The 26802-nt window shown below is 71.4% G+C and carries 14 protein-coding genes and 2 pseudogenes; 5 read left to right on the top strand and 11 right to left on the bottom strand.

The genetic code is table 11. The features are described 5' to 3' along the window. Window positions 1–40 precede the first annotated feature (40 nt). Window positions 41–1435: an aldehyde dehydrogenase family protein gene (locus OG972_RS32145; RefSeq protein WP_266987471.1), complete on the bottom strand. Its 1395-nt coding sequence runs from the start codon at window positions 1433–1435 to the stop codon at window positions 41–43. A 248-nt stretch (window positions 1436–1683) separates the two neighbouring features. On the opposite strand from OG972_RS32145, the pseudogene OG972_RS32140 reads away from it, so the two are divergent. Then, a pseudogene (locus OG972_RS32140) lies at window positions 1684–3564 on the top strand (S8 family serine peptidase); the annotation flags it as partial. Window positions 3565–3602: 38 nt separating this feature from the next. On the opposite strand, the pseudogene OG972_RS49620 reads toward OG972_RS32140, so the two are convergent. Beyond that, a pseudogene (locus OG972_RS49620) lies at window positions 3603–3773 on the bottom strand (hypothetical protein); the annotation flags it as partial. Between the two features lie 462 nt (window positions 3774–4235). Between OG972_RS49620 and OG972_RS32135 the strand changes: the two are divergent. Further along, on the top strand, window positions 4236–7118 hold the full coding sequence (locus OG972_RS32135; RefSeq protein ID WP_266987467.1) for a hypothetical protein: 2883 nt from the start codon (window positions 4236–4238) through the stop codon (window positions 7116–7118). A gap of 98 nt (window positions 7119–7216) precedes the next feature. After that, the gene (locus OG972_RS32130; RefSeq protein WP_266987465.1) at window positions 7217–10573 is read left to right on the top strand and encodes an AAA family ATPase; all 3357 of its coding nucleotides are present in this window, start codon (window positions 7217–7219) and stop codon (window positions 10571–10573) included. An 11-nt stretch (window positions 10574–10584) separates the two neighbouring features. Here the strand turns inward: OG972_RS32130 and OG972_RS32125 are convergent, their stop codons facing one another. The 9 genes from OG972_RS32125 to OG972_RS32085 form a co-directional block, all read right to left on the bottom strand. After that, window positions 10585–12471: an ABC transporter ATP-binding protein gene (locus tag OG972_RS32125; protein WP_266987463.1), complete on the bottom strand. Its 1887-nt coding sequence runs from the start codon at window positions 12469–12471 to the stop codon at window positions 10585–10587. 87 nt (window positions 12472–12558) lie between these two features. After that, complete coding sequence (locus OG972_RS32120; RefSeq protein WP_266987461.1) at window positions 12559–13929, bottom strand: ABC transporter ATP-binding protein; 1371 nt, start codon at window positions 13927–13929, stop codon at window positions 12559–12561. 136 nt (window positions 13930–14065) lie between these two features. Continuing rightward, window positions 14066–15325, bottom strand: coding sequence for an MFS transporter (locus tag OG972_RS32115; protein WP_266987460.1), 1260 nt, complete (start codon window positions 15323–15325; stop codon window positions 14066–14068). A gap of 3 nt (window positions 15326–15328) precedes the next feature. Then, entirely contained in the window at window positions 15329–16765 is a 1437-nt protein-coding gene (locus OG972_RS32110; protein WP_266987458.1) for a CitMHS family transporter, read from the bottom strand. A 121-nt stretch (window positions 16766–16886) separates the two neighbouring features. Next, on the bottom strand, window positions 16887–19136 hold the full coding sequence (locus OG972_RS32105) for a molybdopterin-dependent oxidoreductase (protein ID WP_266987456.1): 2250 nt from the start codon (window positions 19134–19136) through the stop codon (window positions 16887–16889). Window positions 19137–19347: 211 nt separating this feature from the next. Beyond that, complete coding sequence (locus OG972_RS32100; RefSeq protein WP_266987454.1) at window positions 19348–19968, bottom strand: TetR/AcrR family transcriptional regulator; 621 nt, start codon at window positions 19966–19968, stop codon at window positions 19348–19350. A 46-nt stretch (window positions 19969–20014) separates the two neighbouring features. Then, on the bottom strand, window positions 20015–21298 hold the full coding sequence (locus tag OG972_RS32095) for a hypothetical protein (RefSeq protein ID WP_266987452.1): 1284 nt from the start codon (window positions 21296–21298) through the stop codon (window positions 20015–20017). Continuing rightward, window positions 21295–22152, bottom strand: coding sequence for a hypothetical protein (locus tag OG972_RS32090; protein WP_266987450.1), 858 nt, complete (start codon window positions 22150–22152; stop codon window positions 21295–21297). Before OG972_RS32090 ends, OG972_RS32095 begins: the two co-directional genes overlap by 4 nt. Then, window positions 22149–24374: a right-handed parallel beta-helix repeat-containing protein gene (locus OG972_RS32085; RefSeq protein WP_266987448.1), complete on the bottom strand. Its 2226-nt coding sequence runs from the start codon at window positions 24372–24374 to the stop codon at window positions 22149–22151. Before OG972_RS32085 ends, OG972_RS32090 begins: the two co-directional genes overlap by 4 nt. A 176-nt stretch (window positions 24375–24550) precedes the next feature. On the opposite strand from OG972_RS32085, the gene hmgA reads away from it, so the two are divergent. Further along, the gene (gene hmgA, locus OG972_RS32080) at window positions 24551–25888 is read left to right on the top strand and encodes a homogentisate 1,2-dioxygenase (RefSeq protein ID WP_266987446.1); all 1338 of its coding nucleotides are present in this window, start codon (window positions 24551–24553) and stop codon (window positions 25886–25888) included. 64 nt (window positions 25889–25952) lie between these two features. After that, the gene (locus OG972_RS32075) at window positions 25953–26747 is read left to right on the top strand and encodes a GntR family transcriptional regulator (RefSeq protein WP_266987444.1); all 795 of its coding nucleotides are present in this window, start codon (window positions 25953–25955) and stop codon (window positions 26745–26747) included. Window positions 26748–26802 lie beyond the last annotated feature (55 nt).

The raw sequence follows: 26802 nt of genomic DNA, 5'->3' as shown, positions 1-26802 counted from the left end.
GACCGGCTCCTTGCTGATCGGGGGTGCATCGGAGGGTTGTTCAGAACTGGAGGGACTTGGTCTGGAGGTACTCGCCGAGGCCGTGCGAACCGAGCTCACGGCCGACGCCTGACTGCTTGTAGCCGCCGAACGGCGCGAGCGGGTTGAACCGGCCGCCGTTGATGTCGACCTGCCCGGTGTCCATCCGGCGGGCGAAGGCGACGGCCTCCTCGTCGTCGGCGGCCCAGACGGCGCCGGCGAGCCCGTACACCGTGCCGTTGGCGATCCGGAGGGCGTCGTCCTCGTCCTCGTACTTCAGGATCGAGATGACCGGGCCGAAGATCTCCTCCTGGGCGATGGTCATCTCCGGGGTGACATCGGCGAACACGGTGGGACTGACGTAGTACCCCGTCGCGAGCGGCGCCTTTGGGCCGCCGGCGACGACGCGGGCGCCCTCCTCGATGCCCTTCTCGATGTAACCGCGTACCCGGGCCTGCTGCTTCGCGTTGACGACGGGACCGACCCGCTCCCCCGGCACGTACTTGGCGACAGCCGCGGAGGCGAGGGCGACGGCCTCCTCGTACCGCTCGCCGTCGACGAGCATCCGGGTCCAGGCGCTGCACGTCTGGCCGGAGTTGGACATCACGTTGGCGACGCCGACGTTGACGGCCTTGGCAAGATCGGCGGAGGGCAGGATGACATTGGCCGACTTGCCACCGAGCTCCAGTGCGACCCGCTTGACCGCGCCGCCCGCGGTGGCGCCGATCTGCTTCCCGACGGCGGTGGAGCCGGTGAAGGAGACCAGGTCGACGTCCTCGTGCGCGGCAAGGGCCTGTCCGGCGACCGGGCCGAGACCGGTGACCAGGTTGAAGACACCGGCGGGCAGGCCGGCCTCTTCGGTGGCCTCGGCGAAGAGCTGCGCGGTCAGCGGGGTGTCCTCGGCGGGCTTGAGGACGATCGTGCAGCCTGCGGCGAGTGCGGGAGCCACCTTGGCGACGATCTGGTGCAGCGGGTAGTTCCACGGGGTGATCGCCCCGACGACGCCGATGGGCTCCAGCAGCACGGTGGAGTTTCCGTGCTGCTCCTCGAAGGCGTACGAGGCGGCCAGTTCGGCGTAGGACCCGGCGACCAGGATCGGCACGCCCGCGTGCACCATCTGCGACAGCTGGAGGGGCGCGCCCAGTTCCGCGGTGACCGTGGCCGCGATCTCGTCCTGACGGGCCACCAGGACGTCGCGCAGGGCGGCGATCCGCGTGGCACGCTCGGCCGGCGGGGTGGCGGCCCAGCCGGGGAACGCGGCGCGGGCGGCCCGTACCGCGGCGTCGACGTCCTCGGCCGTGCCCGCCGGGACATGGGCGATGACCTGCTCGTCCGCCGGGTTCACGACCGCGATCGTGTCCGCGCCCGCTGCGGGGCGCCACTCCCCGCCGATGTACATACCGTCGTGGGCCTTCATGGCATTTCCTCCCGGGCAGGCGTACGGGCGATGTCGCCCGCACCCCAAACTAGCGGCGTTAGTTTTTTGGCGCCAGAGACGCCCGTCACGTGCGGCCCGGCAATTCACCCGGGGTTCGTCACACGGTTCAGTAATTCGTCAGTAACGGCCTCCTCCTAGCGTCCCGGATCAGCCCGCCCCTCCCGTGCTTCCCCCTGACAGCAGGGGCGCGGCGGGCTCCCCCGTACCAGCCATGGAGGAGCACTCCGATGCATCTGCCCCGATCCCCGCGGCGCAGAACCGCCGCGTGGGCTGCGGCCGCGATGACGGCCGCGGCCGTACTGACCGGCCCCGCTCCCGCGTTCGCGCAACCCGCCACGGACCCGAGTCCCGTCACCGCGAAGGTCGAGTCCGCCGTCCTCGGCACCGTCGAGCACGGCAAGGAGTCGACCTTCTTCGTCGTGCTGAAGCCCCGGGCCGACCTGTCGGCCGCCGAGAGCAGGCGCACCCACGCGGACAAGGCCAGGTCCGCCTTCACCGCGCTGCGCGAGAAGGCGGCCTCCAGCCAGGCACCCCTGCAGGCGTTCCTCGACAAGAGGCGGGTCGGGTACCAGTCGTACTGGATCGCCAACGCGCTCAAGGTGACCGGCGACGAGAAGCTCGTCACGGCGCTGGCCGAGCGCTCCGATGTGAAGAGCATCCGCAAGGAGCGCACCTACCACCTCGACACGATCGAGCAGAACCCGGTGACGGACGCCGCGGCCGACACGGACCCCGCCGCCGCCGAATGGGGCGTCAAGGACATCAAGGCGGACCAGGTCTGGTCCCAGTACGACGACCGTGGCGAGGGCATCGTCATCGCCAACGTCGACTCGGGTGTCCAGTTCGACCACCCGGCCCTGGTCGGCAACTACCGGGGCAATCTGGGCGACGGCACGTTCAGCCACGACTACAACTGGTACGACCCGACCGGCCAGTGCGCCGGCGGTATCCCCTGCGACAACAACGGCCACGGCACCCACACCATGGGCACGATGGTCGGCGCGGGTGGGGTCGGCGTCGCGCCCGGTGCCAAGTGGATCGCTGCCAAGGGCTGTGAGTCCAGAAGCTGTTCGGACTCCTCGCTGCTCGCCGCCGGTCAGTGGATCCTGGCGCCGACCGATCACAACGGGCAGAACCCGAAGCCCGAAATGGCACCGGACATCGTCAACAACTCCTGGGGCGGCGGTGACACGACCTTCTACCAGGACATCGTCGAGGCGTGGAACGCGGCCGGGATCTTCGAGGCGTTCGCCGCGGGCAACGACGGTGACGGCACGACCTGTTCGACCGCCCACGCCCCGGGGTCGCAGGCCCCGTCGTACGGCGTCGGCGCCTACGACGTGAACGGGAGGATCGCGGACTTCTCCGGCTTCGGCCCGTCGCTCGTCGACGGCTCCGCCAAGCCCAACATCTCCGCCCCGGGCGTCAATGTCCGGTCCACCTGGCCGGGGAACACGTACCGGGCCATCAGTGGTACGTCGATGGCGACGCCCCATGTCGCCGGTGCGGCCGCCCTGCTGTGGTCCGCCGCCCCCTCGCTGATCGGGAAGATCGACGAGACCCGGGCGATCCTGAACGACGGCGCGGTCGATGTCGACGACACGCACTGCGGTGGCACGGCGGACATGAACAACGTCTGGGGGGAGGGCAAGCTCGACATCCTCGCCTCCGTCGACGCGGCCCCGCGCAGCGCGGCCACCGTGACCGGAACGGTCACCGACGGGGCCACCGGCAAGCCGGTCTCCGGTGCGACGGTCAAGGCGCAGGCGGGCACCGCCAAGCGCTCCGTGACGACCGCGGCCGACGGCACGTACAAGCTGAACCTCACCGCGGGCACGTACACCCTGGCCGTGAGCGGATACGGATACGCGTCAGCCACCGAGGACGGCTTCATCGTCACCACCGGCGAGAAGGTCACCAAGAACCTCGCGCTGGACGCCGTACCGGCGCATGCCGTCTCCGGCACGGTGCTGGATGTCACCGGCAAGCCGCTGAAGGGGGCCACGGTACGGATCACTGACGCGCCGCTCGCAGCCGTCACCAGTGACTCGAACGGTGCCTTCCGCTTCCCGTCGGTCGCCGAGGGCTCGTTCTCCCTGACCGCCACGCCCGCCGCTCCGGTGCTCTGCAACGGCGTCCTGACGACGACGGTCGCCGTGGACGGCGACGAGACGGTGCAGGCCGCACTGCCGAACCGTACGGACGCGGCGGGCAACAGCTGCGCCCCTGCGACGTACAACTGGGTCAGCGGCAGGACCAAGGTCGCGCTGTCCGGTGACGAGAACGTCAGGACAGTGTCACTGCCCTTCCCCGTCACCTTCTACGGCGTGAAGTACACCGACGCCAGTGTCACCACCAACGGCCTGGTCAACTTCCTGGAACCGCGCCTCGGCGACTACGCCAACACGGCGCTGCCCGGCGCCACCAAGCCGAACGGCATCGTCGCCGCCTTCTGGGACGACTTGACGGTCGACGCCAAGGCGAGCGTGAAGACGGCGACGAACGGTACGGCCGGAGCGCGGACATTCGCCATCGTCTGGGAGAACGTCGCGTTCGCCTCCGACACCTCGCAGCGCGTCACCTTCGAGGCTCTCTTCGACGAGGCGACCGGTGCGATCACCCTGCAGTACCAGTCCATCGGCACCGCCTCCCCCGAGACGGGAGCGAAGGCGACGATCGGCATCGAGAACCAGGCCGGTACGGACGCCCTGCAGTACTCCTTCAACGAGTCGGTCCTCACCGACAAGTCCGCCGTCCGAATCTCCTCGAAGGCGACGTCATGACCTCCACTTCGCGGCGCGCCGTCCGGCTCGCCTCCGCCCTGATCGCGGCCGGGCTGGCGCTGACCGCCACGCCCGCTGCACACGCCGACAGCGCCGGCAGCGCCGGACCGCGCGTCCTCACCGACGCACAGGCCGACCGACTGGAGAAGCGGCTCCAGGGCGATTCGTTCGCCGGCGAGCAGCAGATCACGCCGCAGTCCACATCCAACTCCTCTCCGTCGTCGCAGAGTCCGCAGGGCACGGACGACACGTCGGCCGACGGGACCCTGTCCCTCGAAGCGAGCTCCGACCTGGAGACCTACCGGGGACAGGCCGACACCACACAGCTTGCGGGCGGCCACGGCGACTACCTCGCCGTGCACAGTGCCGGCACCGTCACCCGCCTGACGGACGACGGCACGACGGTGTGGAAGCGGGACAATGCCTCGCTGTACGTCGACTGGCAGGTCCGGCCCACACGCCCCTGGCAGGTGGAGCCCTACCCGGCCCGGATCACCATGGGCTACAACGCCGTCGCCCCGGCCGCCGACTTCTCCGACCGCGGCTACACGACGGGCGACCTCACCGGCGACGGCGTGGCGGACGTCGTCTTCACCGCGGACGTGGGCAATTCGCCGTACCGGCCGTTCACCGTGCCCGGATCGACGCTCTCCACGGGCACGTTCGTGACCGTCCTCGACGGAAGGACCGGCAAGACGGTCTGGACCAGGATCTTCGCGGACGCGCAGCAGGTCACCCTGGTCGGCGACACGCTCGTCGTCGGCGACCAGCCGTCCACCAACCTCAACGCCCCCAAGGACGCCAGGGCGACCCTGCAGGGCTTCCGCTTCTCGTACGCCGACGGAAAGCTGACGCCGACCGACACATGGACCTACGAGACCGGGCAGCGCGACGGGCGCTGGGGCTCGACCAGAGCGCTCGGCGGCGGGCTGCTCGCCGTCTCCTGGAACAGGCGCAAGACCGCGACGGCGGCCTCCGAGGGCCACACTCTGGTCCTGGACACAGCTGACGGCACGGTGAAGTGGCAGAGCGACGGGGCGCTCTACTCACGGCAGCTGGCGTACGACTCCGCGCGGAAGCGGCTCGTCGCCGTCGAGCAGGCGGACTACCGCGACGGCGTGCAGTACCAGCTCGCCGCGTACGACCCGGCGACGGGGGCGCGCACCACCCTCGACACCCGGGTCAACGCCCTCGCGCTCGGCCTGCAGGTGGGCAACCTGAAGGGCGACTCCAAGCCGGAGTACGCGGTCAGCGAGGACACGCTCGACGAGTACCTCTGGGTCAACGCCTCGACCGTGCACGCGCTGGACGGCGGGGACGCGTCCGAGCTGTGGTCGCGGACCGTCAAGCGGGACGAGTCCAATTCCAAGGACGGCGACTCCGCACTCGGTCTGCAGATCGTCGACGGGCAGGTGCTCGCCTCGTACATCACGATGCAGGACAAGGATGCGGCCGCCAACCCGGGTGGTACGCGTTACGGCCGGCTCGCGGCCATCGGCGGGCGTGACGGCGAGGTCAGCTGGGAGAAGCAGGGCGGCCCCGTCGCTTCTCCGATCTACGCCCAGCCGTACCGCGTGGACAACGAGTGGCGGGTGCGGACGGTCGACAACGAGCAGAACATCCGCAGCTACCGGCTGAGCGGCGGCCGCCAGGCGTCGCTCACCCCGCTCCAGGGCGATCTGACCTCCGCGGTAGCCGTGGACGTGAACGGCGACAGGAAGAAGGACGTCGTGACGGGCGGCCAGTCGCACGGCCTGTGGGCGTACGACGGTCCGTCGATGGTGGCGGGCAAGCCTGAGGTGCTGTGGAAGACCACCCTGCCCGGGGCGGTGCACGGCGAGATCGTGCAGGCCGACACGGACGGCGACGGCAAGCGGGACGAGCTGGTCGTCGCGGCGGACTCCGCAACCGTGATCGTCGACGCGCACACGGGCCGGGTCCTGCGGACCATTGACGGCAAGGGACAGTTCGTCCGCTCGGTGGCCGTCGCCGATGTGGACCACGACGGCGCCGACGAGGTGCTCGTACCGACGGACGCGGTCCGCGCGTACCAGGGCAACGGCAAGCAGCTCTGGTCGTACGCCCCCGAAGGCGCGGAAGTGGTCTTCTCCGACCTGGCGGTGGCCGAGGGCCGGGTCTTCGCCTCGTACGGCACGGTCGGGGCCATCGACGCCGCCACGTCGGTCGTCAACGGCATGGCGCTGGACGGGAAGTCCGGCAAGGTGCTCTGGACGGCCGATCCGAAGTGGACCGGCGACCCCGACACCAGGATCTACGCCGCGGAGCTGCACCACGGTGTCTTCGCCGACCCGGGGATCCCCTACGCGGACGGGCACGCGGTCGTGCACTCCTGGATCGTCAGGGAGGACAACTTCTGGACCACACTGATCGAGTTCCGTGATGCGCGGACCGGGAAGGTCGTGCACACCGCGACCGGCGGCGGGGCCTGGACCACCGGCAACTGGTTCACGGGCGAGGAAGGAGCGGTCCTGGCGAGCACGGCCGCGCTGCGCACCTACGCGGGCGGCGACAAGGAGTACAGCATGTACACCCTGCCGACGCTGCACCAGGCCGAGTTCGGAACGGGCCCCGGCGGCAGACGGCTGATCGTGGGCGGCACGGAGGCCGCGATCTACCTCTGGGACCCGGCGGTCCTCACCGCGGGCCACAACTACCCGGACCACCTGGCCAGGATCAACAAGTACGCGGTCCAGAACACCGTGGTGGCGGACCTCGACGGTGACGGCGTCGACGAGATCATCGGCCTCGGCGCGGATCAGACCGGGTACGACCGTACGATCGAACTCGCGGGCGGGCGCTATCTCCTGCAGAGCGACCAGTTGCACGGGCTGACGGTGGACTCGATCAGCCGGTCCTGACCTGGGGACCCCCGGAGATTCCGGCCTTGGAGACCCCCGCGCACGGTGGCGCGGGGGTCTTCGGGCTGCCCGGGAACGGCGGTTACAGTGACTGCCTGATGAACGCAGCGCGCACCGCCGACCACGGCGAGCACCCCCCGCACATACCCCCGTTGCTGCGTGTGCACCTTTTCGGCGGGTTCCGGATAGAACGCGACGGAGGCGCGCCACTTGCCGAGCGCTGGCCACGGCCGAGCGCGCGCGCCCTCGTGAAACTCCTCGCCGTTTCCCCGGGACACCGCCTCCACCGCGAGCAGGCGATGGAGATCTGCTGGCCGGACGCCGATCCTCAGTCCGCGCTCGGCAGCCTGCGGGTCGCACTGCACGCGGCGCGGCGCGCCATCGAGCCCGAGCTCGTGCCGCGCGCCGCGTCGTCGTATCTGACCGGCGAGGGGGCTCTCCTGTCGCTGGACCCCCGGACGGTGTGGATCGACGCGGACCACGCCGAGACCCTGGCCGAGCGCGCGCTCGTCGGGGGTGGTACGGCCGAACTGGCCGCCGCGGTCGCGGCATTCACCGGTGAGCTGCTGCCCGAGGACCGCTACGCACCCTGGGCCGAGACCCGGCGCGAGCGTCTCTCGGAACTGTGCGAGCGGGTGCAGCTGGGCCTTGCGGAGGCGTATCTCGCGGACGGCGAGACGGAACCTGCCACGGATGCCGCGCAGCTGGTCCTGGCGTCGACGCCCGCCCAGGAGCGGGCTCATCGGGTACTCATCGACGCGTATCTGCGGCAGGGACTGCGCCGGCAGGCGGTGCGCCAGTACCACGTGTGCCGGGAGGCGCTCGACGCCGAGCTGGGAGTGCGCCCGAGCCCGGCAACGGAGCAACTCCACCTCCTGGCCCTCGACTCGGCGGCCACAGTGGTGGGCGCGGCGGCGGCCCCGGTCCTGCCCGCAGCTCTCCGCACACCGCCCGCGGCCCCGCTGCGTGGCCGGGAGGCCGACCTGGAGCTGCTGCTCGCCACGGACGGCCCGCCGGTACACCTGGTCGGCGGCGAGGCGGGCGTCGGCAAGACCCATCTCACGGCGGAGGCGGCCCGGCGGGCGGCCGAGGCCGGGACCACCGTACTGTGGGGCGCGGGCCACGACGCGGAGGGCCACACGCCGTACGGCGCCTTCGTCGAGGCGCTGGATGCCTGGCTCGCCGACCGGTCACCCGCCGACCGGGCCGGAATCGGCGGCGAGTACCCCGAACTCGCCTCACTGCTGCCCTCGTTGGGCCAGATCGGGATGGGCACGGAACGCAGTCCCGAGGAGGAGCGCGACCGGTTGTTCCGGGCGGCGGCCGGACTGCTGGGCGATCTGGCGGCGACCGCCCCGGTGCTGCTCGTGCTGGACGACCTGCACGCCGCCGACACGGGGACGTACCAGCTGCTCAGCCATCTGGCCCGGCGGGCGGTGACCACGCGCACGGACTGGCGGTTCGCCGTGACGTACCGGGCGGAGGAGCTGACCGCGACAGATCCCCGGCGCACGGTGCTGGACACCCTGGTGCGCCAAGGTCTTGCCCGTTCCATGGAGTTGGGGCGACTGGACCGTGACGCGTGCCTGGCGGTCGCCCGGGACGCGGGGGCCAGGGCCGATGTGGAGCGGGTCTGGGAGCTGTCACTCGGCAACCCGCTCTTCGCCCTGGAACTGGCCCGCACCGCCCACGAAGCCGCGGACCCCGCCGCGCTCAGTGCCCCGGAGGGCGTGCGTCACCTCGTGGCGGCGCGGCTGGCACGGCTGGGACCCGCGGTGCGGCGGGTCGTGGAGGCAGTATCCGTGGCGGGCGGCGGCGCCGCGCTGTCCGAGGTTCTCGATGTCGCCGAGCACGGGCTGCATCCGCCGCTGTCGTCCGCCGAGGCGACGGATGCCGTGGACGCGGCGGTCGCGGCGTCGGTGATGACGGAACGGACCGTGGTGGTCGGCGGGCGGCCACTGCCCGGTCTCGCGTTCCGGCACCCACTGGTCCGGCTGACCTGCTACGACGGGCTGTCCGCGGCCCGCCGCCGACAGCTGCACTCGGCCTACGCGGAGGCGGTGCTGCGGCGCAGGCCGGACGCCGTCGACACCCTCGCCTCACACCTCACCCGCGCCGACGACCCCCGCGCCACCCACTATCTGCGACAGGCGGCCGAGCGGGCGGCAGCCCTGTGCGCCAATGACACCGCGGACCGCTACTACGCCGAACTCACCGCCCGGCTCGACGCGCTGGCCGCCGATGCGGCGCAGGCGAGGATCGACCGCGGCGCCGTGCTGCGCCGGATGGCCCGCTACCAGGAGGCGGCGGCGGTGCTGCGCGAGGCACTCGACGACATGGTGCGGCGCGGCGACGAGGACGGACAGGTCCTGGCCGCCGCCCGGCTGACCGAGGTGCTGGTGAAGTACCGCGGGACCGACGAGGGCGAGGATCTGCTGCGTACCTATCCGCCCGGTCCGCGCACCCCGCCGCTGGCCGCCGCGACCCACCATCTGGCGGCGGCGGTTCTGCGGTTCGTGACCGGCCGGTACGAGTCGGCGCACGCCGCGGCCTGTACCGCGCAGGAAGCCGCGGACGCCATACCGGGCAGCGAACGCCGGGGGCTACTGGCCCGCGCCCTCGGGATGCAGGCGACCTCGCTCGGGCTCGCGGGCCGGTTCGCGCAGGCCCGTCCGGCGGCCGATCTGGCACTGCCGCACGCCGAGGCGTACGGCGACCAGGAGTTGCTGGCCACCGTCCTCTCCGTGCTGCGCGAACATGCCCGGCGGTCGGGCCGGCTCACCGAGGCGGTCGCCTCCGGGCAGCGGGCGCTGCGGCTCGCCGAGCACACCGGGGATCCGACGGCAGTCGCCTTCGAGCGGGCGAACCTCGCCGAACTGCATCTGCTGCTGCGGGAGTTCGGCGAGGCGCGGGAACATGCGGAGGCGGCGGTACGGGAGACCGGCGGGCAAGCCGCGTGGTGCACTCCGTACGCCCTGGCCGCGCTGGCCCGGGTCCGGATCGGCGCCGGTGAGACGGGCGCGGCGGAGCTGCTGACCCGTGCCGGGGAGGTGGCCGATGCGCAGGGCGACCGGCAGGCGGTGCACGAGGTACGGGCGGCGCAGGCGGAGCTCCTGGTGCGCGAGGGCCGCCCGCAGGAAGCCCTCGCTCTGCTGACCGACGGGAACGGACCCGGATCGGCCGCGCTGCTGTCCTGGGCGGAGCTGCTGTCGGGGCAGCCGGAGCGGGCGGTGCGGCTGGCTGCCGCGGAGATCGTACGCGCCGAGGAGGTCGGCGAGCGGTTGTCGTTGACCGAGGCGCGTACGGTGCATGCGGCGGCGCTCGCGGCGCTGGGCCGCGAGCGGGAGGCACGCGAGGAGTTCGACCGGGCAGCGGCACTTGCGGCCGAACTCCCCTATCCGGCGGGGGCGTTCGCGGTGGATCAGGCCCGTGGGACGGACTGGACGACCGACTGACTCAGGGGTGGTCAGCCCAGACCGGCGGGCTCGGCGCCGGGGCGCTCGAACTGGGTGCGGTACAGCTCCTCGTACCGGCCGCCGGCCGCCAGCAGCTCCTGGTGGGTGCCGCGTTCCACGATCCGGCCGTTCTCCACGACGAGGATGAGATCCGCCGCCCGTACGGTGGAGAGCCGGTGGGCGATCACCACCGCGGTGCGTCCTTCGAGCGCCTCCACGAGGGCTTCCTGGACGGCCGCTTCGGAGGTGTTGTCCAGGTGGGCGGTGGCCTCGTCAAGGATGACGACGCGCTGGCGGGCCAGTAGCAGCCGGGCGATGGTCAGCCGTTGGCGTTCGCCGCCGGAGAGCCGGTAGCCGCGTTCACCGACGACGGTGTCCAGTCCGTCGGGCAGCGAGGCGACCAGCCCGTCCAGTCGCGAGCGGCGCAGGGCGTCCCAGAGGTCCTCCTCGGTGGCTTCGGGGCGGGCGAGGAGAAGGTTGGAGCGGACCGACTCGTGGAAGAGGTGGCCGTCCTGGGTCACCATGCCGAGTGTGTCACGCAGGGTGTCGGCCGACAGGTCGCGTACGTCGATGCCACCGATGCGTACGGCGCCCTCGTCCGTGTCGTACAGCCGGGGCAGCAGTTGCGCGATGGTCGACTTGCCCGCGCCGGACGATCCGACGAGGGCCACCGTCTGGCCCGGTTCGGCGCGGAACGAGACCCCGCGCAGCACCTCGGCGCCGCCGCGGGTGTCCAGGGTGGCGACGTCTTCCAGCGAGGCGAGGGAGACCTTGTCGGCGGACGGGTAGCCGAAGCGCACGGCGTCGAACTCCACGGAGACCGGACCGTCCGGGACCGTCCGCGCATCGGGCTTCTCCTCGATCAGGGGCCTGAGGTCGAGGACCTCGAAGACCCGCTCGAAGCTGACGAGCGCGCTCATCACCTCGACGCGCGCCCCGGCGAGTGCGGTGAGCGGCGCGTACAGCCGGGTCAGCAGCAGGGCCAGGGCGACGACGGCGCCCGCGTCCAGCTGCCCGCGCAGCGCGTAGAACCCGCCGAGCCCGTAGACCAGGGCGAGTGCCAGCGCCGATACGAGGGTGAGCGCCGTGATGAATGCGGACTGGGCCATGGCCGTACGGACACCGATGTCGCGCACCCTGCCCGCCCTGGCGGCGAATTCGGCGGACTCGTCGGCGGGCCGCCCGAAGAGCTTGATGAGCGTGGCGCCGGGAGCGGAGAAGCGCTCGGTCATCCGGGTGCCCATCGCCGCATTGTGGGCGGCGGCTTCGCGCTGGAGTCTCGCCATCCGTGTACCCATCCGGCGTGCGGGGAGCACGAACACGGGCAGCAGCACCAGGGCGAGTGCGGTGATCTGCCAGGAGATGCTGAGCATGACGCCGAGGGTGAGCATCAGCGTGACGACATTGCTGACGACGCCGGACAGGGTGTTGCTGAAGGCGCGCTGGGCGCCGATGACGTCGTTGTTGAGACGGCTGACGAGCGCGCCGGTGCGGGTGCGGGTGAAGAACGCGATCGGCATGCGCTGGACGTGGTCGAAGACCGCAGTGCGCAGGTCGAGGATCAGCCCTTCGCCGAGGGTGGCCGAGAGCCAGCGGCTGACCAGCCCGAGTCCCGCCTCCGCGACGGCGATCACGGCGATGAGCACGGCCAGCCGCGTGACGGTCCCCTCCTCCTTGCCGGTCACGATCGCGTTCACGACGCGGCCGGCGAGGACGGGGGTGGCGACCGCGAGCAGTGCCGTGGCGACACTCAGCAGCAGGAACAGGGCGACCCGCCGCCGGTGCGGTCGGGCGAACGCGGCGATGCGCCGCAGAGTGGCTCGGTCGAAGGGTCGTCGGTCCTGCTGCGCGTTCATGACGTTGTGGAGCTGCGTCCACGCGGTGGCTTCCATGCTCATGGAATGAACGTACGACCTCGACCCGGCTTGAGGTCAACGTACCGCTCCAGGGCCTTCCCCGAAGGCAAGGCCCTGGAGCGGTACGGCTCAGACGTCGAGCCCCGGGATCTCCTTCGGCAGCGGGCAGATCCGGCGGCCGTGGTGGTCGAAGACGTACAGGTGCGCGAGGTCGATCAGGAGCGGGACCTGCCCGCCGATGCGCAGTCGCATGTCGGGACCGGTACGGACGACGAGGTCGCCGGCGGTGATCGCGGGGCGGTCGGGACCGCGGGGGGCGGGGAAGTCGGTGTCGGGGCCGGGTTCGTCGAGGGCGACGACGGGGCCGCTGATGTGGCCGGTCGCGCGCTCCTTCAGCCGTTCCAGTACGCCGACCCCACCGCCACCGCCGCCGCCACCGGCGCGGCGGCGGCGCGGGACGGCCCTGCCGGGGCGGGCCGATTCGAGATCGGGCACCACGGCGGGACGCGACCCGGTGTTGAAATGGACGAGCGCCTCATGGCCCTGGTACTCGACGTGTTCGACGATGCCGCTCAGCGCGACCTCACCGGGGCGGGCCCGGCTGGGCGGGGCGATCCTGGCCGCTTCGGAGCGGAGGCCGACGATGATCTGGCGGCCCTGCTGAATGCGGAGCAACTGGTGGTCGGGGCTGAGCGGTTCGGGCAGCGGCAGCCGCTGGCGGCCGAGGTCGATCGACATGCGCCCTTCGAGGGGGGCGTGCACGACGGCCTGGAGGAGATTGATGCGGGGGGTGCCGATGAATGCGGCGACGAAGACGTTCTCCGGCAGGGCGTAGACCTCGCGGGGCGGGCTCACCTGCTGGAGCCGTCCGCCGCGCATCACAGCGACCCGGTCGCCCAGCGACATCGCTTCGGCCTGATCATGCGTCACATAGACGGTGGTGACGCCCAACTCCCTGGTGAGCTGTGATATTTCGGCCCGAAGATGGTTGCGGAGCTTCGCGTCGAGGTTGGAGAGCGGCTCGTCCATCAGGAAGGCGGAGGGCCGGCGCGAGATGGCCCTGCCCATGGCGACCCGCTGGCGCTCGCCGCCGGAGAGCTGACCGGGATACCGGTCCAGGACGCTCTCGATGCCGAGCATCCTGGCCGTGTTCTCGACGTGTTCCGTGTTGTCCTGGCGCGGGTTCTGCAGCTTCAGCGGGAAACCGATGTTGGCCCGGTTGGTCATGCTCGGGTAGAGCGCGAAGTTCTGGAACACCATGGCCATGCCGCGTTCGCGGGGCGCCACGTCGTTGGACGGCTCGCCGTCGAGCAGCAGCTCGCCCTCGGTGATCTCCTCCAGCCCGGCAATCATGCGGAGCACGGTCGATTTGCCGCACCCCGAGGGGCCGAGCAGGACGACGAATTCACCCGGGTCGATGGAGAGCGAGAAGCGGTCGACGGCACGCTGGGCCCGTCCGTACGTCTTGCTCACGTTGTGCAGGGAGATCGCGCGAGTCATGTGGTTCCGCCCGGGAGCAATGGTGAGGTGGAGCGGTGGGGAGCGCTGCAGTGGGCTGAAATTAGCCCACTGCCCCGGATGGTGGGAATGACTCGCGCAAAGGTTGAGGCGCAAGAGGGCCTGTGAGCCGGAAGTGTCAGGTGAGGTTCCGGTTCGTCGAGGGCTGTTCGGGCCGGGGCACCGGCCGGGCAGGGACCGTGTCGTCGGCGGGCCCGGGGGCGCGCCCGCCCCGTACCCCCAGTCCCGCCGCCGCCAGCAGGAGCACGCCCAGCATCACGAACGGCGCGGCGGTGCCCGCCACCCCGGCGATCAGACCGGCGGACGCGGGGGCGGCGACCTGGCCGAGGCGGTTGCCGGTCAGCCTGAGGGCGAGGGCGGTGGAGCGGGCCTCCGGCGGGGCGGCCCGGACGACGGTGGTCATCGACAGCGGCTGGCCGACTCCGAGGCAGAAGCCGAGCACGGCGAGCATCGTGGCCAGCGCCCAGACGGGGACCGGCAGGGCGATGCCCGCGCAGAGCAGTCCGGCCAGCAGGCAGGTCGTGGTGAGCAGTGCCGTGCGGCCGAGTACGCGGAGCATCGGCGTCATGACCAGACGGCAGGCGATGGTGGCGGCGGCGCGCAGGCTGAACAGCAGACCGATGGTGGCCGGGGCGATGGCGCGGTGCTCGCCGATGACCGGCAGATACGCGGTGAGGATGTCCGTGGCGGAGAGCACGGCGAGGCTGATGAAGATGCCCGCCGGGACGCCCCGGGTGCGCAGGATGCGGCCGACCGGCACCTTCGCGGCGGGCGCCGGGGCTCGGACGCCCGGGGCGGTGCGGTGTTCGATGCGCCGGAGCGAGACGAACGACGCGGTGGCGACGGCCGCGGAGACGACCAGCGCGAGTGCGCTCGTACGGCCCAGGAGGCCGTCACGTTCGGAGATCACGTACCCGGCGGCGATCGGCCCGATGAGCTGGCCGAGGGAGGCGCCGATGGTGAAGTGGCCGAAATTGCGGTCCTGTTCGGCGGGCGCGGACTGACGCGCGACGATCGACTGGGCGCCGATCACGAAGCAGAGATGGCCGAGTCCCATGACGCCGCTCCAGGCGGCCATCGCCGGGAGGGAGCCCGCCGTACCGCTGAGGGCGCAGCCGCCGGCGATCAGGACGACGCCGAGGGGCAGCAGGGGTGCGCACCGGCCGTGGTCCGTCCGTCGCCCCAGCGGGACGGCGGCGAAGAGCGGGAGGAGCGCGTACACCCCGGTGATCACGCCGATGGCGCGTTCGTCCGCACCGAGCGAAAGAGCCCGGTAGGAGACGGCGGGCCGCGCCATCGACACCGCCCCCTGCGCGAAGGCGAAGGCGATGACGAGGCGCAGCAGCCAGCTTCTGCCGGGCCCTTCCGTGTGGTCCATGGGTCAGATGATCCCGAAGAAAAGTCCGGCGCAGAGCACCACCAGTGAGGTGAGCGCGGCCCACTTGACGGTGAACCTGGTGTGGTCGCCGAACTCGACCTTCGCCATGCCGACGAGGACGTAGACGGCGGGGACCAGCGGGGACGACATGTGGAGCGGCTGGCCGATCAGGGAGGCGCGGGCGATCTCCAGCGGGGAGACACCGTGGGCGGCGCCGGCTTCGGCGAGCACGGGGAGGACGCCGAAGTAGAAGCCGTCGTTGGACATGAAGTACGTGAGCGGGATGCTCAGGATGCCGGTGACGATCGCCATGTGCGGGCCCATGCCGTCCGGGATCGCCCCGACGAGCCAGTCCGCCATGTGCTCGACCATGCCGGTGCCGGAGAGCACACCGGTGAAGACGGCGGCGGCGAAGACCATGCCGGAGACGTTGAGGACGTTGTCGGCGTGGGCCGCGATGCGGGCCCGCTGGTCGGGCATGTGGGGGAAGTTGACGGTGAGGGCGAGGGCCGCGCCGAGCAGGAAGAGCACCGGGATCGGCATCAGTTCCATGATCATCGCGGTGAGGAGGGCGACGGTGAGACCGGCGTTGAACCAGTAGAGCTTGGGCCGCAGGGTGGCGCGGTTCGGGTCGAGGCCCTTGAAGCCCTCGTCGTCCGCGTCGCCGTCGTGCGCCACTGCCGCCGTGTGCTCCGCGTCCGTGCCCGTACCGGCTCCGCCGGAGTTCTTGCGGGTACGGTCGCTGCCGCCGCCTGCACCGGCTCCGGCGCCTGCACCGACGAGAACCGTCTCGGGCTCCTGGACGATGGCCTCGTCGAGGGTGAGGATGCCCAGCCGCTTACGCTCGCGCCGGCCGAGGACGACGGCCAGGAGGATGACCGCGAGCAGTCCGACGCCGAGGGCCGGAATCATCGGGACGAAGATGTCGCCCGCGTCCAGCTTCAGGGCGGTGGCGGCGCGGGCGGTGGGGCCGCCCCAGGGCAGGGTGTTCATGACGCCGTTGGCCGTGGCGGCGACACCGGTCATCACCACCAGGCTCATCTTGAGGCGCTTGTAGAGCGGATACATCGCCGAGACGGTGATCATGAAGGTGGTGGAGCCGTCGCCGTCCAGCGAGACGATCGCGGCGAGCAGCGCCGTACCGACGACGATCCGCATCGGGTCGGCCTTGCAGAAGCGCAGAATGCCGCGGACGATCGGGTCGAAGAGGCCGACGTCGATCATCACACCGAAGTAGACGATGGCGAACATCAGCATCGCGGCGGTCGGCGCGAGGTTGCCCACGCCGTCGATCACATAGTCACCGAGCTTGGCGCCCTGCCCGACGGCGACACAGAAGAGTGCGGGGATCAGGACGAGCGCCGCGATCGGCGACATCTTCTTCATCATGATCAGGACCAGGAAGGTCGCAATCATGGCAAAGCCGAGGATTGTCAGCATGTGGGATACCTATCGTTCACCCTTGAACTCCCACCGGAGTCGGCGGTGCGGATGACGTTAGGGCGCGACTCGCAGCCTTAACAAGACGTTGACATGCGAGCAATACGAGCAAAACCCCAGGTCAATGGCTTGGTGCCACCGCGACGGGGATGCCGTTGAGCACGGCAGTGCCGGACAGGCGGTCGAGCAGGGTGCCGTCGAGGAGCTGATTGACGTTGACGCCGGGGGCGGCTGCCGCGACGGACATCCGGGTGCCGGGGCGGTCGTGCCCCCAGCCGTGCGGGAGGCTCACCACTCCGGTCCGCACGCTCTCCGTGATCTCCACGGGCGCGGTCAGCGCGCCACCGTCCGCCGTGACCGTGGCAAAGGCACCGTCCGCCAGTCCGAGCCGGGCCGCGTCCTCGGGGTGCATCTGCAGGGTGCAGACGTTCGAGCCGCCGCGCAGCGCGGCGACGTTGTGCATCCAGCTGTTGTTGGAGCGCAGATGGCGACGGCCGACGAGGACGAGCGAGTCGGCCCCGCGTTCGGTCGCCAGGGCGGTGCGGAGCCTGGGCAGATCGGCGGCGATCGGCGCGGGGAGGAGTTCGATGCGTCCGCTGCGGGTGGCCAGGACCTCCGGGACGCGGGGCCGGAGCAGGCCGAGGTCGATGCCGTGCGGGTGGGCCAGCAGCCGGTCCAGGGTGAGGCCCTCGGGGTCGGCGCCGAAGCCTTCGCCGTACGGGCCGAGGCGGAGCATCAGATCGAGGCGCCGCTCCGGTCCGGTGCCTCCGGTGAGCGCGGCGGCGAGTTCGGCGGGGGTGCGCCCGTGGACGGGCGAGTGCGGGTCGGCGACAGTCTTGGCCAGCACCCGGTCGATGATCATGGCATCCACGGCGGACGGGTCGGCTCCGTGCATCCCGGAGACGGCGAGGACGAGCCGGGCGAGGATCTCGCTCTCGCCGAGCAGACCGTCGGCGAGTGGGACGGCGGGACGGGTGTAGCGGACCTGGTTGCGTACGGCGAGGGCGTTGAACGCGAAGTCGAAGTGGGCACTCTGCGAGGGCGGGGGCGGGGGCAGCACCACATGTGCGTGGCGTGAGGTCTCGTTGAGGTACGGGTCCACGCTGATCATGAAGTCGAGCCCGCTGAGGGCGCGGTCCAGACGGTCGCCGTCGGGGGCGGAGAGCACGGGGTTGGCGGCAAGGACGATCAGGGCGCGGATCCGGCCCTCCCCCGGGGTCTCGATCTCCTCGGCGAGGGCGGCGATGGGCAGTTCGCCCTTGGCCTCGGGATGTCCGGAGACCCGGCTCGCCCAGCGTCCGAGCGTGAACCCCTTGCCGGGGGCGGCGGTGCGCGGGGCACGGGCGGTGGCCGAGAGCGGGAAGAGGGCGCCGCCGGGGCGGTCGAGGTTGCCGGTGAGGATGTTGAGGACGTCGACGAGCCAGCTGGCGAGGGTGCCGTGCTCGACGGTGCAGCTGCCGATGCGCCCGTAGACGGCGGCGGTGGGGGCGGCGGCCAGTTCCCGGGCGATCGTACGGATGGTCACCGCGTCCACGTCGCACGCCTCGGCGACCGCCTCCGGCGTGAACTCCCTGACGGCTTCGGCTACGTCGTCGAGCCCTTCGAGATGGCCGGCGAGCGTGCCCGGGTCGGTGAGCTTCTCCTCGAAGAGGACGTGGGTGAGCGCGGCCAGAAGGAGTGCGTCGGCGCCGGGGCGGATGGCGACATGCCGGTCGGCGAGGCGGGCGGTGCGGGTGCGGCGCGGGTCGACGACGGTGAGGGTGGCGCCGCGCTTGCGGAGCGCCTTGAGCTTGCCCGGGAAGTCGGGGGCGGTGCAGAGGCTGCCGTTGGATTCGAGCGGGTTGGCACCGAGGAGCAGCAGATGGTCGGTGCGGTCGAGGTCGGGCACCGGGATGGCATTCGGGTCGCCGAAAAGCAGTCCGCTGGAGACATGCTTGGGCATCTGGTCGAGGGTGCTCGCGGTGAAGAGGGCCCGGGTGCGGAGCGCGGAGAGCAGGGCGGGCGGGTAGAGCGCGCCGGCCATGGTGTGCACATTGGGGTTGCCGAGGACGACGCCGACGGCCTGTTGCCCGTGCTGTTCGGTGAGCGGGGGCAGTGCGGCGGCGATCGCGTCGAACGCCTCGCCCCAACTCGCCTTCCGCAGCACGCCGTCCTTGCGGACGAGGGGAGTGCGCAGCCGGTCGGGGTCGGCGTCGAGGCCGCCGAAGGACGCCCCCTTGGGGCAGATGAAACCCCGGCTGAAGACGTCGTCCCGGTCGCCGCGGGCTCCGGTGACCCGTGTCCCCTCGATGGTCAGGGTCAGTCCACAGGTGGCTTCGCAGAGGGGGCAGATGCGCAGGGCGGTACGGGTGGTACGGGAGTCGTGCGACATGGGCCCTCCCCGGGGCGGCGACTGCGGTGGCGCGCGAACGTGGGCAAGCACCGCCGAGCATACCGACCGGTACGCATGGTGGGGAGGTGTTGTCGGGTCGATATTGGCGGGCGGGAGGTCCCGTCGGATTTTCGCGAGGTGCGGTGAGATGCGGTCCGGTCCCCTGCGGCGCGGACCGGTGCCGTGCGGTGCGGTGTGGTGCGTACCGGGTTCAGTCCAGGACCCGGGCCAGATACGCCTGGATCAGGACGCGGGTCTCCGCGACGATCGCCGGATCGCCCGACGGATCGGTGCGGAAGGCGAGTTGGAGGAGCGCGTCGGCGGCTTCGACGCAGACCAGGATCGTTCGGAGCAGGTCCTCGTCGGCGGTGCGCCCCAGATGGCCGGAGAGCAGCTCGGCAAGGCGCTCCGCGACGCGGTGATTGGCGTCGGAGGCCGGGTCGTGCACGGGGGCCGGGGCGCCGAAGTCGACGAGGGCGAAACCGGGGACGGAACGCTTCATCGCCAGATATTCGTCGAGCACGGCGTCGATGGCGCCGCGCCAGTCGGCGGACGGGATGGCGGTCAGGCGACCGGTGATGCGCTCCGCGTAACTGTCCAGGTTGCGCCGGGCCAGGGCGTCGGCGAGGGCGCGCTTGTTGGAGAAGAACCGGTAGACGGAGCCGATCGGGACTTCAGCGCGGGCGGCGACGGCCCGGGTGGACAGCTGCTCGTAACCGGTCTCGTCGAGGAGTTCGGCGCAGGCGTCGAGTATCCGGGCGAGGCGCTCGGCGCTGCGCTGCTGCACGGGGGCGCGGCGGAGGTTCGTATTCGCATGGGGCACGGGCTCCATGATGCCGTGACTCCCCTCTGCGGGACGGGCGGGTGCGGACCTGCGGTCAGGCGAGGAGCAGGGTCAGCCCCCCGATGGTGTACGCGATCATCAGTGCCAGCAGGGGAAGTTGCCCCGCGACGGCGCGGGCGGGCGGGAAGAGGCGCACGGACCGGTCGTGGGCGGCGACGACTCCGAGGACGTGCCCGACGACGATCGCGGCGACCTGGAGCGTGGCGATGCCGCCGGGGGCCAGGGGCGGCTCCGGCGGGACGGAAGTGTCAGTACCGAGTGCCACCATGACCGTGTGTGGCCCTTCGGTCACGAGGAGCGTGAAGTAGTGGGCGACGAGATAGCCGAGGGCGATCGGGACGAGCGAGTGCGCGAAGACGGTGAGGGGGTGGCGGAGTTGACCGGAGATCAGCCGGGTGACACCGGCGCAGAGGGCATAGAGGGTGGCGACGAGGGCGACGGCGGCGAGCAGCCCGAGCGTGGCCGCGGTGGTGCGGCCCAGGGGTGAGGTCTGGACGGAGGTGATCCAGGAGGGGGCGTCGGAGAAGCCGTCGTAGGCGGTGGAGCCGAGCATGACGCAGACGGTGGCGACGAGACCGGGGGTCGGCGGGGTGGCGTCGAGTCCGTTGAACGGGGAGCGCAGGACGAGACGGCGGTCGGCGGGCCGGCGGCCGAGGGGGGAGAGCCGGGCGAGCAGGCCGGAGTAGACCTCGAAGGCGTCGGCGTGGTCGAACCAGCGGGCGCCGTGGCGGGCGGCGCCCGCGAGGTGGACAGCGCCGTACGGCACGAGGAAGAGAAGGAGGGCGGTGGACGACGCGGGGTCGGGGGCGACGAGTTCGAGCCAGGTGAAGGCGAGGAGTCCGGCCGCGGCGGGCCACAGACCGAGGCGTACGGGAAGGGGGCGGCCCGTGGCCGGGTCGCGGGCCAGTGCGCGGCAGACGAGGAGGTGGAGCGTGCGCAGGGGATTGAGGAGTCGCCAGACGGGACCGAGGAGGAGCGAGGCGGGGACGAGCCCGACCCAGAGGAGCACGTAGACGGCGCCCGCGGCCGGGTTGCGCTCCGGACCGTCCGGGCCGAGGAGGAGATGGAGGAGGACGAACAGGGCGGCGGCCAGGCCGCCGGCGCGCGCGGCGATACGGGTGGGGCGGGCGTCGGCGAGGCGTTGGAGAGGGACCGGAAGCGGGCGGCCCGCCCGGTCGCCCCGGAATCGGGAGGCGGGCCAGAGCAGGCCGAGCGCGAGGAAGGAGACGAAGAGCGCGGCGAAGGCACCGGCGAACGCGTAGAAGGGGGACAGCGGCAGGTCGTGCCGGGAGCCGATGCCGTGGGCGAGGACGCTCACCGTACGACGAGCTGGGTCAGGAGCAGATCGGACTCATGGGTCTCGACCTCGAAGAGCCCGGTGTGGTCGGCGGTGAGGGTGAGGGTGGTGGTCCGTCCGGCGGGCAGGCGCGCCTCCTTGTCGTAGCCGTGGACATGGAGGGTGTCGGCGCGGTCGGTGCGGACACGCAGCTCGATGCGCTGCCCCTTCCTGAGCTCGGTGCGGCCGGGGGCGGGGCTGACCTTGCCGTGAGAGATGACGATCTCCAGAGTCCGGTCGGGGCGGGGCGCGGCGGGGGTGCCGGCGGAAGGAGTGGTGGTGAGAGGCGTGGTGGCCTGGATCGGTGTGGAGTGCACGGCCCAGGCTGTGTGATCGTCGGCGTACAGCCGGGCCGTGAGGGTGCGGCCGCCGCCCGCCTCGCGGACGAGGGAGTCGGGAAGGTGGTACCAGGGGCCGTAGAGCCGGGCCAGGGGGTGGCCGTCGAGGAAGAGCCGGGCGTGGCCGCGTCCGAGGAGCGCCGCGCCGCCGACACTGTCCGGGCTGAATCTGAAGTTCCGTACGGAGAGATGGACGTTCCATCCGTCCTCGGAGTCCGGCCGTACGGCGACGGTCACCGCGGGGGCGCCCGTGGCCTCGACCTGTCGGAGCCGGTGCCCGGATCCGTCGTCCGCGGTGAGGAGCCGGCCGACGTTGCCGCCGGCCTGTTCATGACTGGTGCCGGGCCTGTGGTGGGTGGTGGGCCGCCCACCGCAGGCACTCGCACCGCACACGAGGGCGCCTGCGGTGAGAAGGGCGACGGCGAGCCGGGGGAACGCCGTGCGCGATGTGAGCGACGTGAGCCTGTTGAGTCGCAGCGGGCGGGGAGATCGCCTCATGACCGGTCCCCGTCCCGCCCGGAGCCCCGGTGGGACCCGGAATCCGTGTCCTGCCCGGAATCCGCACCGCGTCCGGAACCCGCGCCGTGTCCCGAATCCTTTCCCGCACCCGCGCCCGCACCGGCACCGGCACCGGCACCGGCCCCCGCACGGTCGTCGCCCAGCGTGTCCGCCGCATCGGGGTTCGTGTCCGCGTCCGGCTCCGGGTCCGCCTTCTTCCGTACCGCCCGTTCCCCGTGCCGCGCCGAGGCGGCCACCGCCCACACCACCCAGATGACGCCGAGGAGGCCGCGTACCCAGGCGGGGCCGATCGGGATCCACGGGATCATCAGGACGGCCTTGTCGAAGGCGTCGAGCAGGGTCAGGACGCCCAGCACCATCGTGGTCCAGCCCAGTCCGGGCCGCCCGCCGCGCAGGACGAGCCCGATGCCGGTCCACCACGCCCCGGTCAGCAGCAGCGCCACCGCAGGCAGATAGGAGGACGCGAGGCCCGTCGTCGCACCGGCCACATCCAGCCCGAGGCCGATCGCGCCGAGCAGGGTGGCCGCCGTGGCGAGCCGGCTGTGCCGCAGGCGGCGCCACCAAAGCACCCCGCCGACCAGCGCGAGCACCAGGGCGACGCCCAGCGCGATCTGCACCTCGATGCGCTCGATGCCGCGTGCGCCGTACCAGTCGCAGCCGGCCGGCAGCCGACGCGCCTGGACGTTGTAGTCGGCACAGACCAGCAGTTGGGCGAGTTTGACCGGTTCACCCACCAGCCGGTCGGTGCGGACGGAGACCGCGCCGCGCGCCGCCCCGCACGCGGGCAGCGAGCGCGGTGTGGACGGTCCGGTGTCCGACTGCCAGCAGTTGCCGTCCCCCTGGCCGTCCCACCACACATCGGTGCGGTTGGGCCGGGAGCGGCCCGCCTTGTCCGTGCCGAGGTGATTGTTCGCGTACCGGTTGTGGTGCGAGGTGTCGGCCTGCTTCGCGAGGGCGCTCTCGCCGCGGATGAAGGCGGGGACGGCGCTCAGGAAGAAGGCGGCACGCCGCTGTCCGTAGATCCAGTTGTTCTCGTAGATGTTCCAGTTGCCGCCCGCGGTGATGATGCCGGTGCCCGGCGGCATGGAGATCTGCGGGCAGACGACGCCGTCCTCGTAGCCGCGTTCGACGGGCGGTTTGGCGCAGGTTCCGTCGGCGACGTACGGGTAGTAGTCGGCGTTGTTGTCGTGGATCAGGTTGCGTTCGAAGCGTGCGTGGTTCTGCGGGAGTCCGGGGTGGCCGGGGAAGGCGCTGTCCATCGAGGCGCCGCCCATGTTGTGGTCGAACTCGTTGTCGTGGACGTAGACGGAGTCGCCCGCGGTGCCGGAGTAGCCGACCATGTTGTGGTGGCTGCGGCAGCCGGTGATCTCGATCGAGTAGCGCGGCACGTCGTAGCCGTATCCGTCATTGATGTCCGACGCGCTGCCGGGGTAGATGCCGGAGTCGCCGTTGCCGTACGACTCGCAGTTCTTGTACAGCCCGTGGTCACTGGCGAAGGTCAGGAAGCCGTACTCGTCGTTCCACCGGGTGAGGACGTCGTCGATGACGAAGCCGTCCTGGGCCAGCACGTACAGCGAGTTGAACGTCGTGCGCTGGGCGGTGAAGTTCTTGAAGTAGATGCCGTCGGAGCCGTCCGAGCGAATCGCGTTGAGTTTCTGGTACTTGGCGTCGATCACGACGTCGGTGCGCTCCGCCCCCGTCCCCTCGATCTGGAGCTGCTTCTTGCCGAGGATCGCCACCAGGTTCTGGTTGTGCGGACATTGCTTCTGCTGCGCGTACGACAGGATCTGGTAGCCGAGCTGCGAGTTGGGCGCCTTGAGCCTTGCGCACTCCCCCGTCGGCCTGGGCAGCGAGGGCTCCTCCTCGTACAGGCCGGGCAGAATCGCGATGTTCATGCCGGGTCTGCCGACCTTGTCGACGGCCTGTTGCAGATGGCGGTAGCCGGACTTCAGGCACCGGTCGAAGAGTTCGAGGTTGCGTGCCCGGAGCTTCGCCGGGAAGCCGGATATCCGGCGTTCGAAGTCGGCGCGGTCGCTCTTGCAGACCAGCAGATCGGGTTCGCCGGCGCGGTGGACCGGGACACTGCCGGACCCGTCGGGCAGGGTGACCGGCCGTTCCTCGTGCGCCTGGGCGGCCGGGGCCGCGAGGAGTGCGGCGGCCAGTGCCGCCAGGACCACCAGAAGTCTTCGTGTCCACGACATGTGCCGGAGAGTAGAGCATTGTTCAACTTTTGGAACCCCTTCTGCGCGACGGATCAGAAGAATTCCGTCACGACCCCGCACCGGATCCGCGACGCGCCACCGCCCTGCCCCGTTGACGTGCCCCGATCTGATTCCTACGGTGTCCCATAGGAATTCTTCGGCACCGGGAGCGCGGCATGGGCGGCACCAGCGGCATCGAGCAGGCGAGGAAGACGGCGGAAGCGCTTGCGCACTCCGCCGGTTTCGGCAATGAGCACAGCTCCGAGGCGGTCCCGGGAGCGCTGCCGCAGGGCCGCAACTCGCCGCAGCGAGCACCCCTCGGCCTCTACGCCGAGCAGCTGAGTGGCTCGGCCTTCACCGAACCGCGCGCCCACAACCGCCGCTCCTGGCTCTACCGGATCCGTCCCTCGGCCGCCCACCCGCCGTTCGTCCGGATCGACAACGGCGTGGTGCGCACCGCCCCCTTCACCGAGTCCGTCCCCGATCCGAACCGGCTGCGCTGGGACCCGCTCCCCGACCCCGCCCCCGGCACGGACTTCCTGGCAGGGCTGTGGACCCTCGGCGGCAACGGCGACGCCACCCAGCGCACCGGCATGGCCGTGCACCTCTACCACGCCAACACGGCCATGACCGACCGGGTGTTCAGCGACTCCGACGGCGAACTGCTGATCGTCCCCGAGCGGGGCGGCCTGCTGCTCCGTACCGAACTGGGCCTGCTGCGCGCCGAACCCGGCCACATCGCACTGATCCCCCGCGGTGTCCGCTTCCGGGTGGAACTCCTCGACGACTCCGCCCGCGGCTATGTCTGCGAGAACTACGGGCAGCCGTTCACCCTCCCCGACCTCGGCCCGATCGGCGCCAACGGCCTTGCCAACGCCCGGGACTTCCTCGCTCCCGTCGCCGCGTACGAGGACGCGGACCGCCCGTTCCAGGTGATCAACAAGTTCTGCGGCAACCTCTGGTCCGCGACGTACGACCACTCGCCGCTCGATGTCGTCGCCTGGCACGGCAACCACACCCCGTACGTCTACGACCTGCACCGCTTCAATGTCATCGGCTCCATCAGCTACGACCACCCCGACCCGTCGATCTTCACGGTGCTGACCTCGCCGTCCGACACCCCCGGTCTCGCCGGTGTGGATTTCGTCGTCTTCGCGCCGCGCTGGCTGGTCGGCGAGGACACGTTCCGGCCGCCGTACTTCCACCGCAACGTGATGAGCGAGTACATGGGGCTGATCGAGGGGGCGTACGACGCGAAGACGGCCGGCAGGGGCGGCTTCGTGCCGGGCGGCGGCTCGCTCCACAACATGATGTCGGCGCACGGCCCGGACCGGGAGACCTTCGACCGGGCGAGCGCGGCGGAGCTGAAGCCGCAGAAGATCGACGACGGTCTTGCCTTCATGTTCGAGACCCGCTGGCCGGTCACGGCGACCGGACAGGCAGCGACCGCCGACCACCTGCAGCGCGGGTACGACGACGTGTGGCAGGGTCTCGAACGCAACTTCCGGCCATAGGCGAAGCCGCCGCTTCCCGGCCCCCGCTCGTCGCGTCCGCAGTGTCGCAGTACGGAGAGTCCAGGTGACCCAGGTGCCTCAACTGCCCCAGACGCCCCAGACGCCCCAGGTGACGGCCTTCGCCCCCGACTCGCTGGTCCTGAACCGCAAACTGCCGCTGTGGTACCAGGTCTCGCAGTCCCTGCGCGCGTCCATACTCGGCCGCGCCCGGGACGCCTCGCTGCGGCTGCCGACCGAGGAGCAGCTCGCCGCACACTACGGCGTCAGCGTCCTCACGATGCGGCAGGCACTCAAGGAGCTGGAGACGGAGGGGCTGATCAGCAGGCACCGGCGGCGCGGCACCTTCATCGAGCCGGGGGCCCGCCGGGCCTCGCCGGTCCGGCTGCTCGGCTCGATCGATGCGATCGTCGCCCAGCAGTCGGGCGAGCGCACCACGGTCCTCGGCCATGGTCCGCTCGCCCTGCCCGGCGATCTCGCCGAGTACTTCCCGGGCTGTACGGACGTGGTCGGCTACCGGCGGCTGCGCTGCGACGGCGACACCGGCGAGCCCACCAACTGGGCGGAGAACACGGTGCATCCCGAGGTCGCGGCCCGGCTCGATGCCGCCGATCTCGAACGCTGGCCGATGACCAAGGTGTTGCGCGATCGCGTCGGCGTCCGGATCGCGCGGATCACGGACACGGTCGAGGCGCGGCTCGCCGACCCGGCCACCGCCGAGCTCCTCCAGGTCCCGCTGCTCAGCCCGATCCTCTTCTACACAGGGGTGACGTACGACGAGAGCGGCCGGGTGGTGGATGTGGCACAGATCCGGTACCGCGGGGACAGGTTCTCGTTCTCGGTGACGGTCGAAGCGCACTGACCGCACACGACGCGCCGTTACGATGCCTGGGGCGGCGGACGTGGCGACGGGGAGG

The sequence above is a fragment of the Streptomyces sp. NBC_01669 genome, assembly GCF_026339735.1.
Taxonomy (GTDB): domain Bacteria; phylum Actinomycetota; class Actinomycetes; order Streptomycetales; family Streptomycetaceae; genus Streptomyces; species Streptomyces yanii.
The sequence above is the reverse complement of the archived record's forward strand: the minus strand, read 5'-3'. Positions and strand labels throughout refer to the sequence as shown.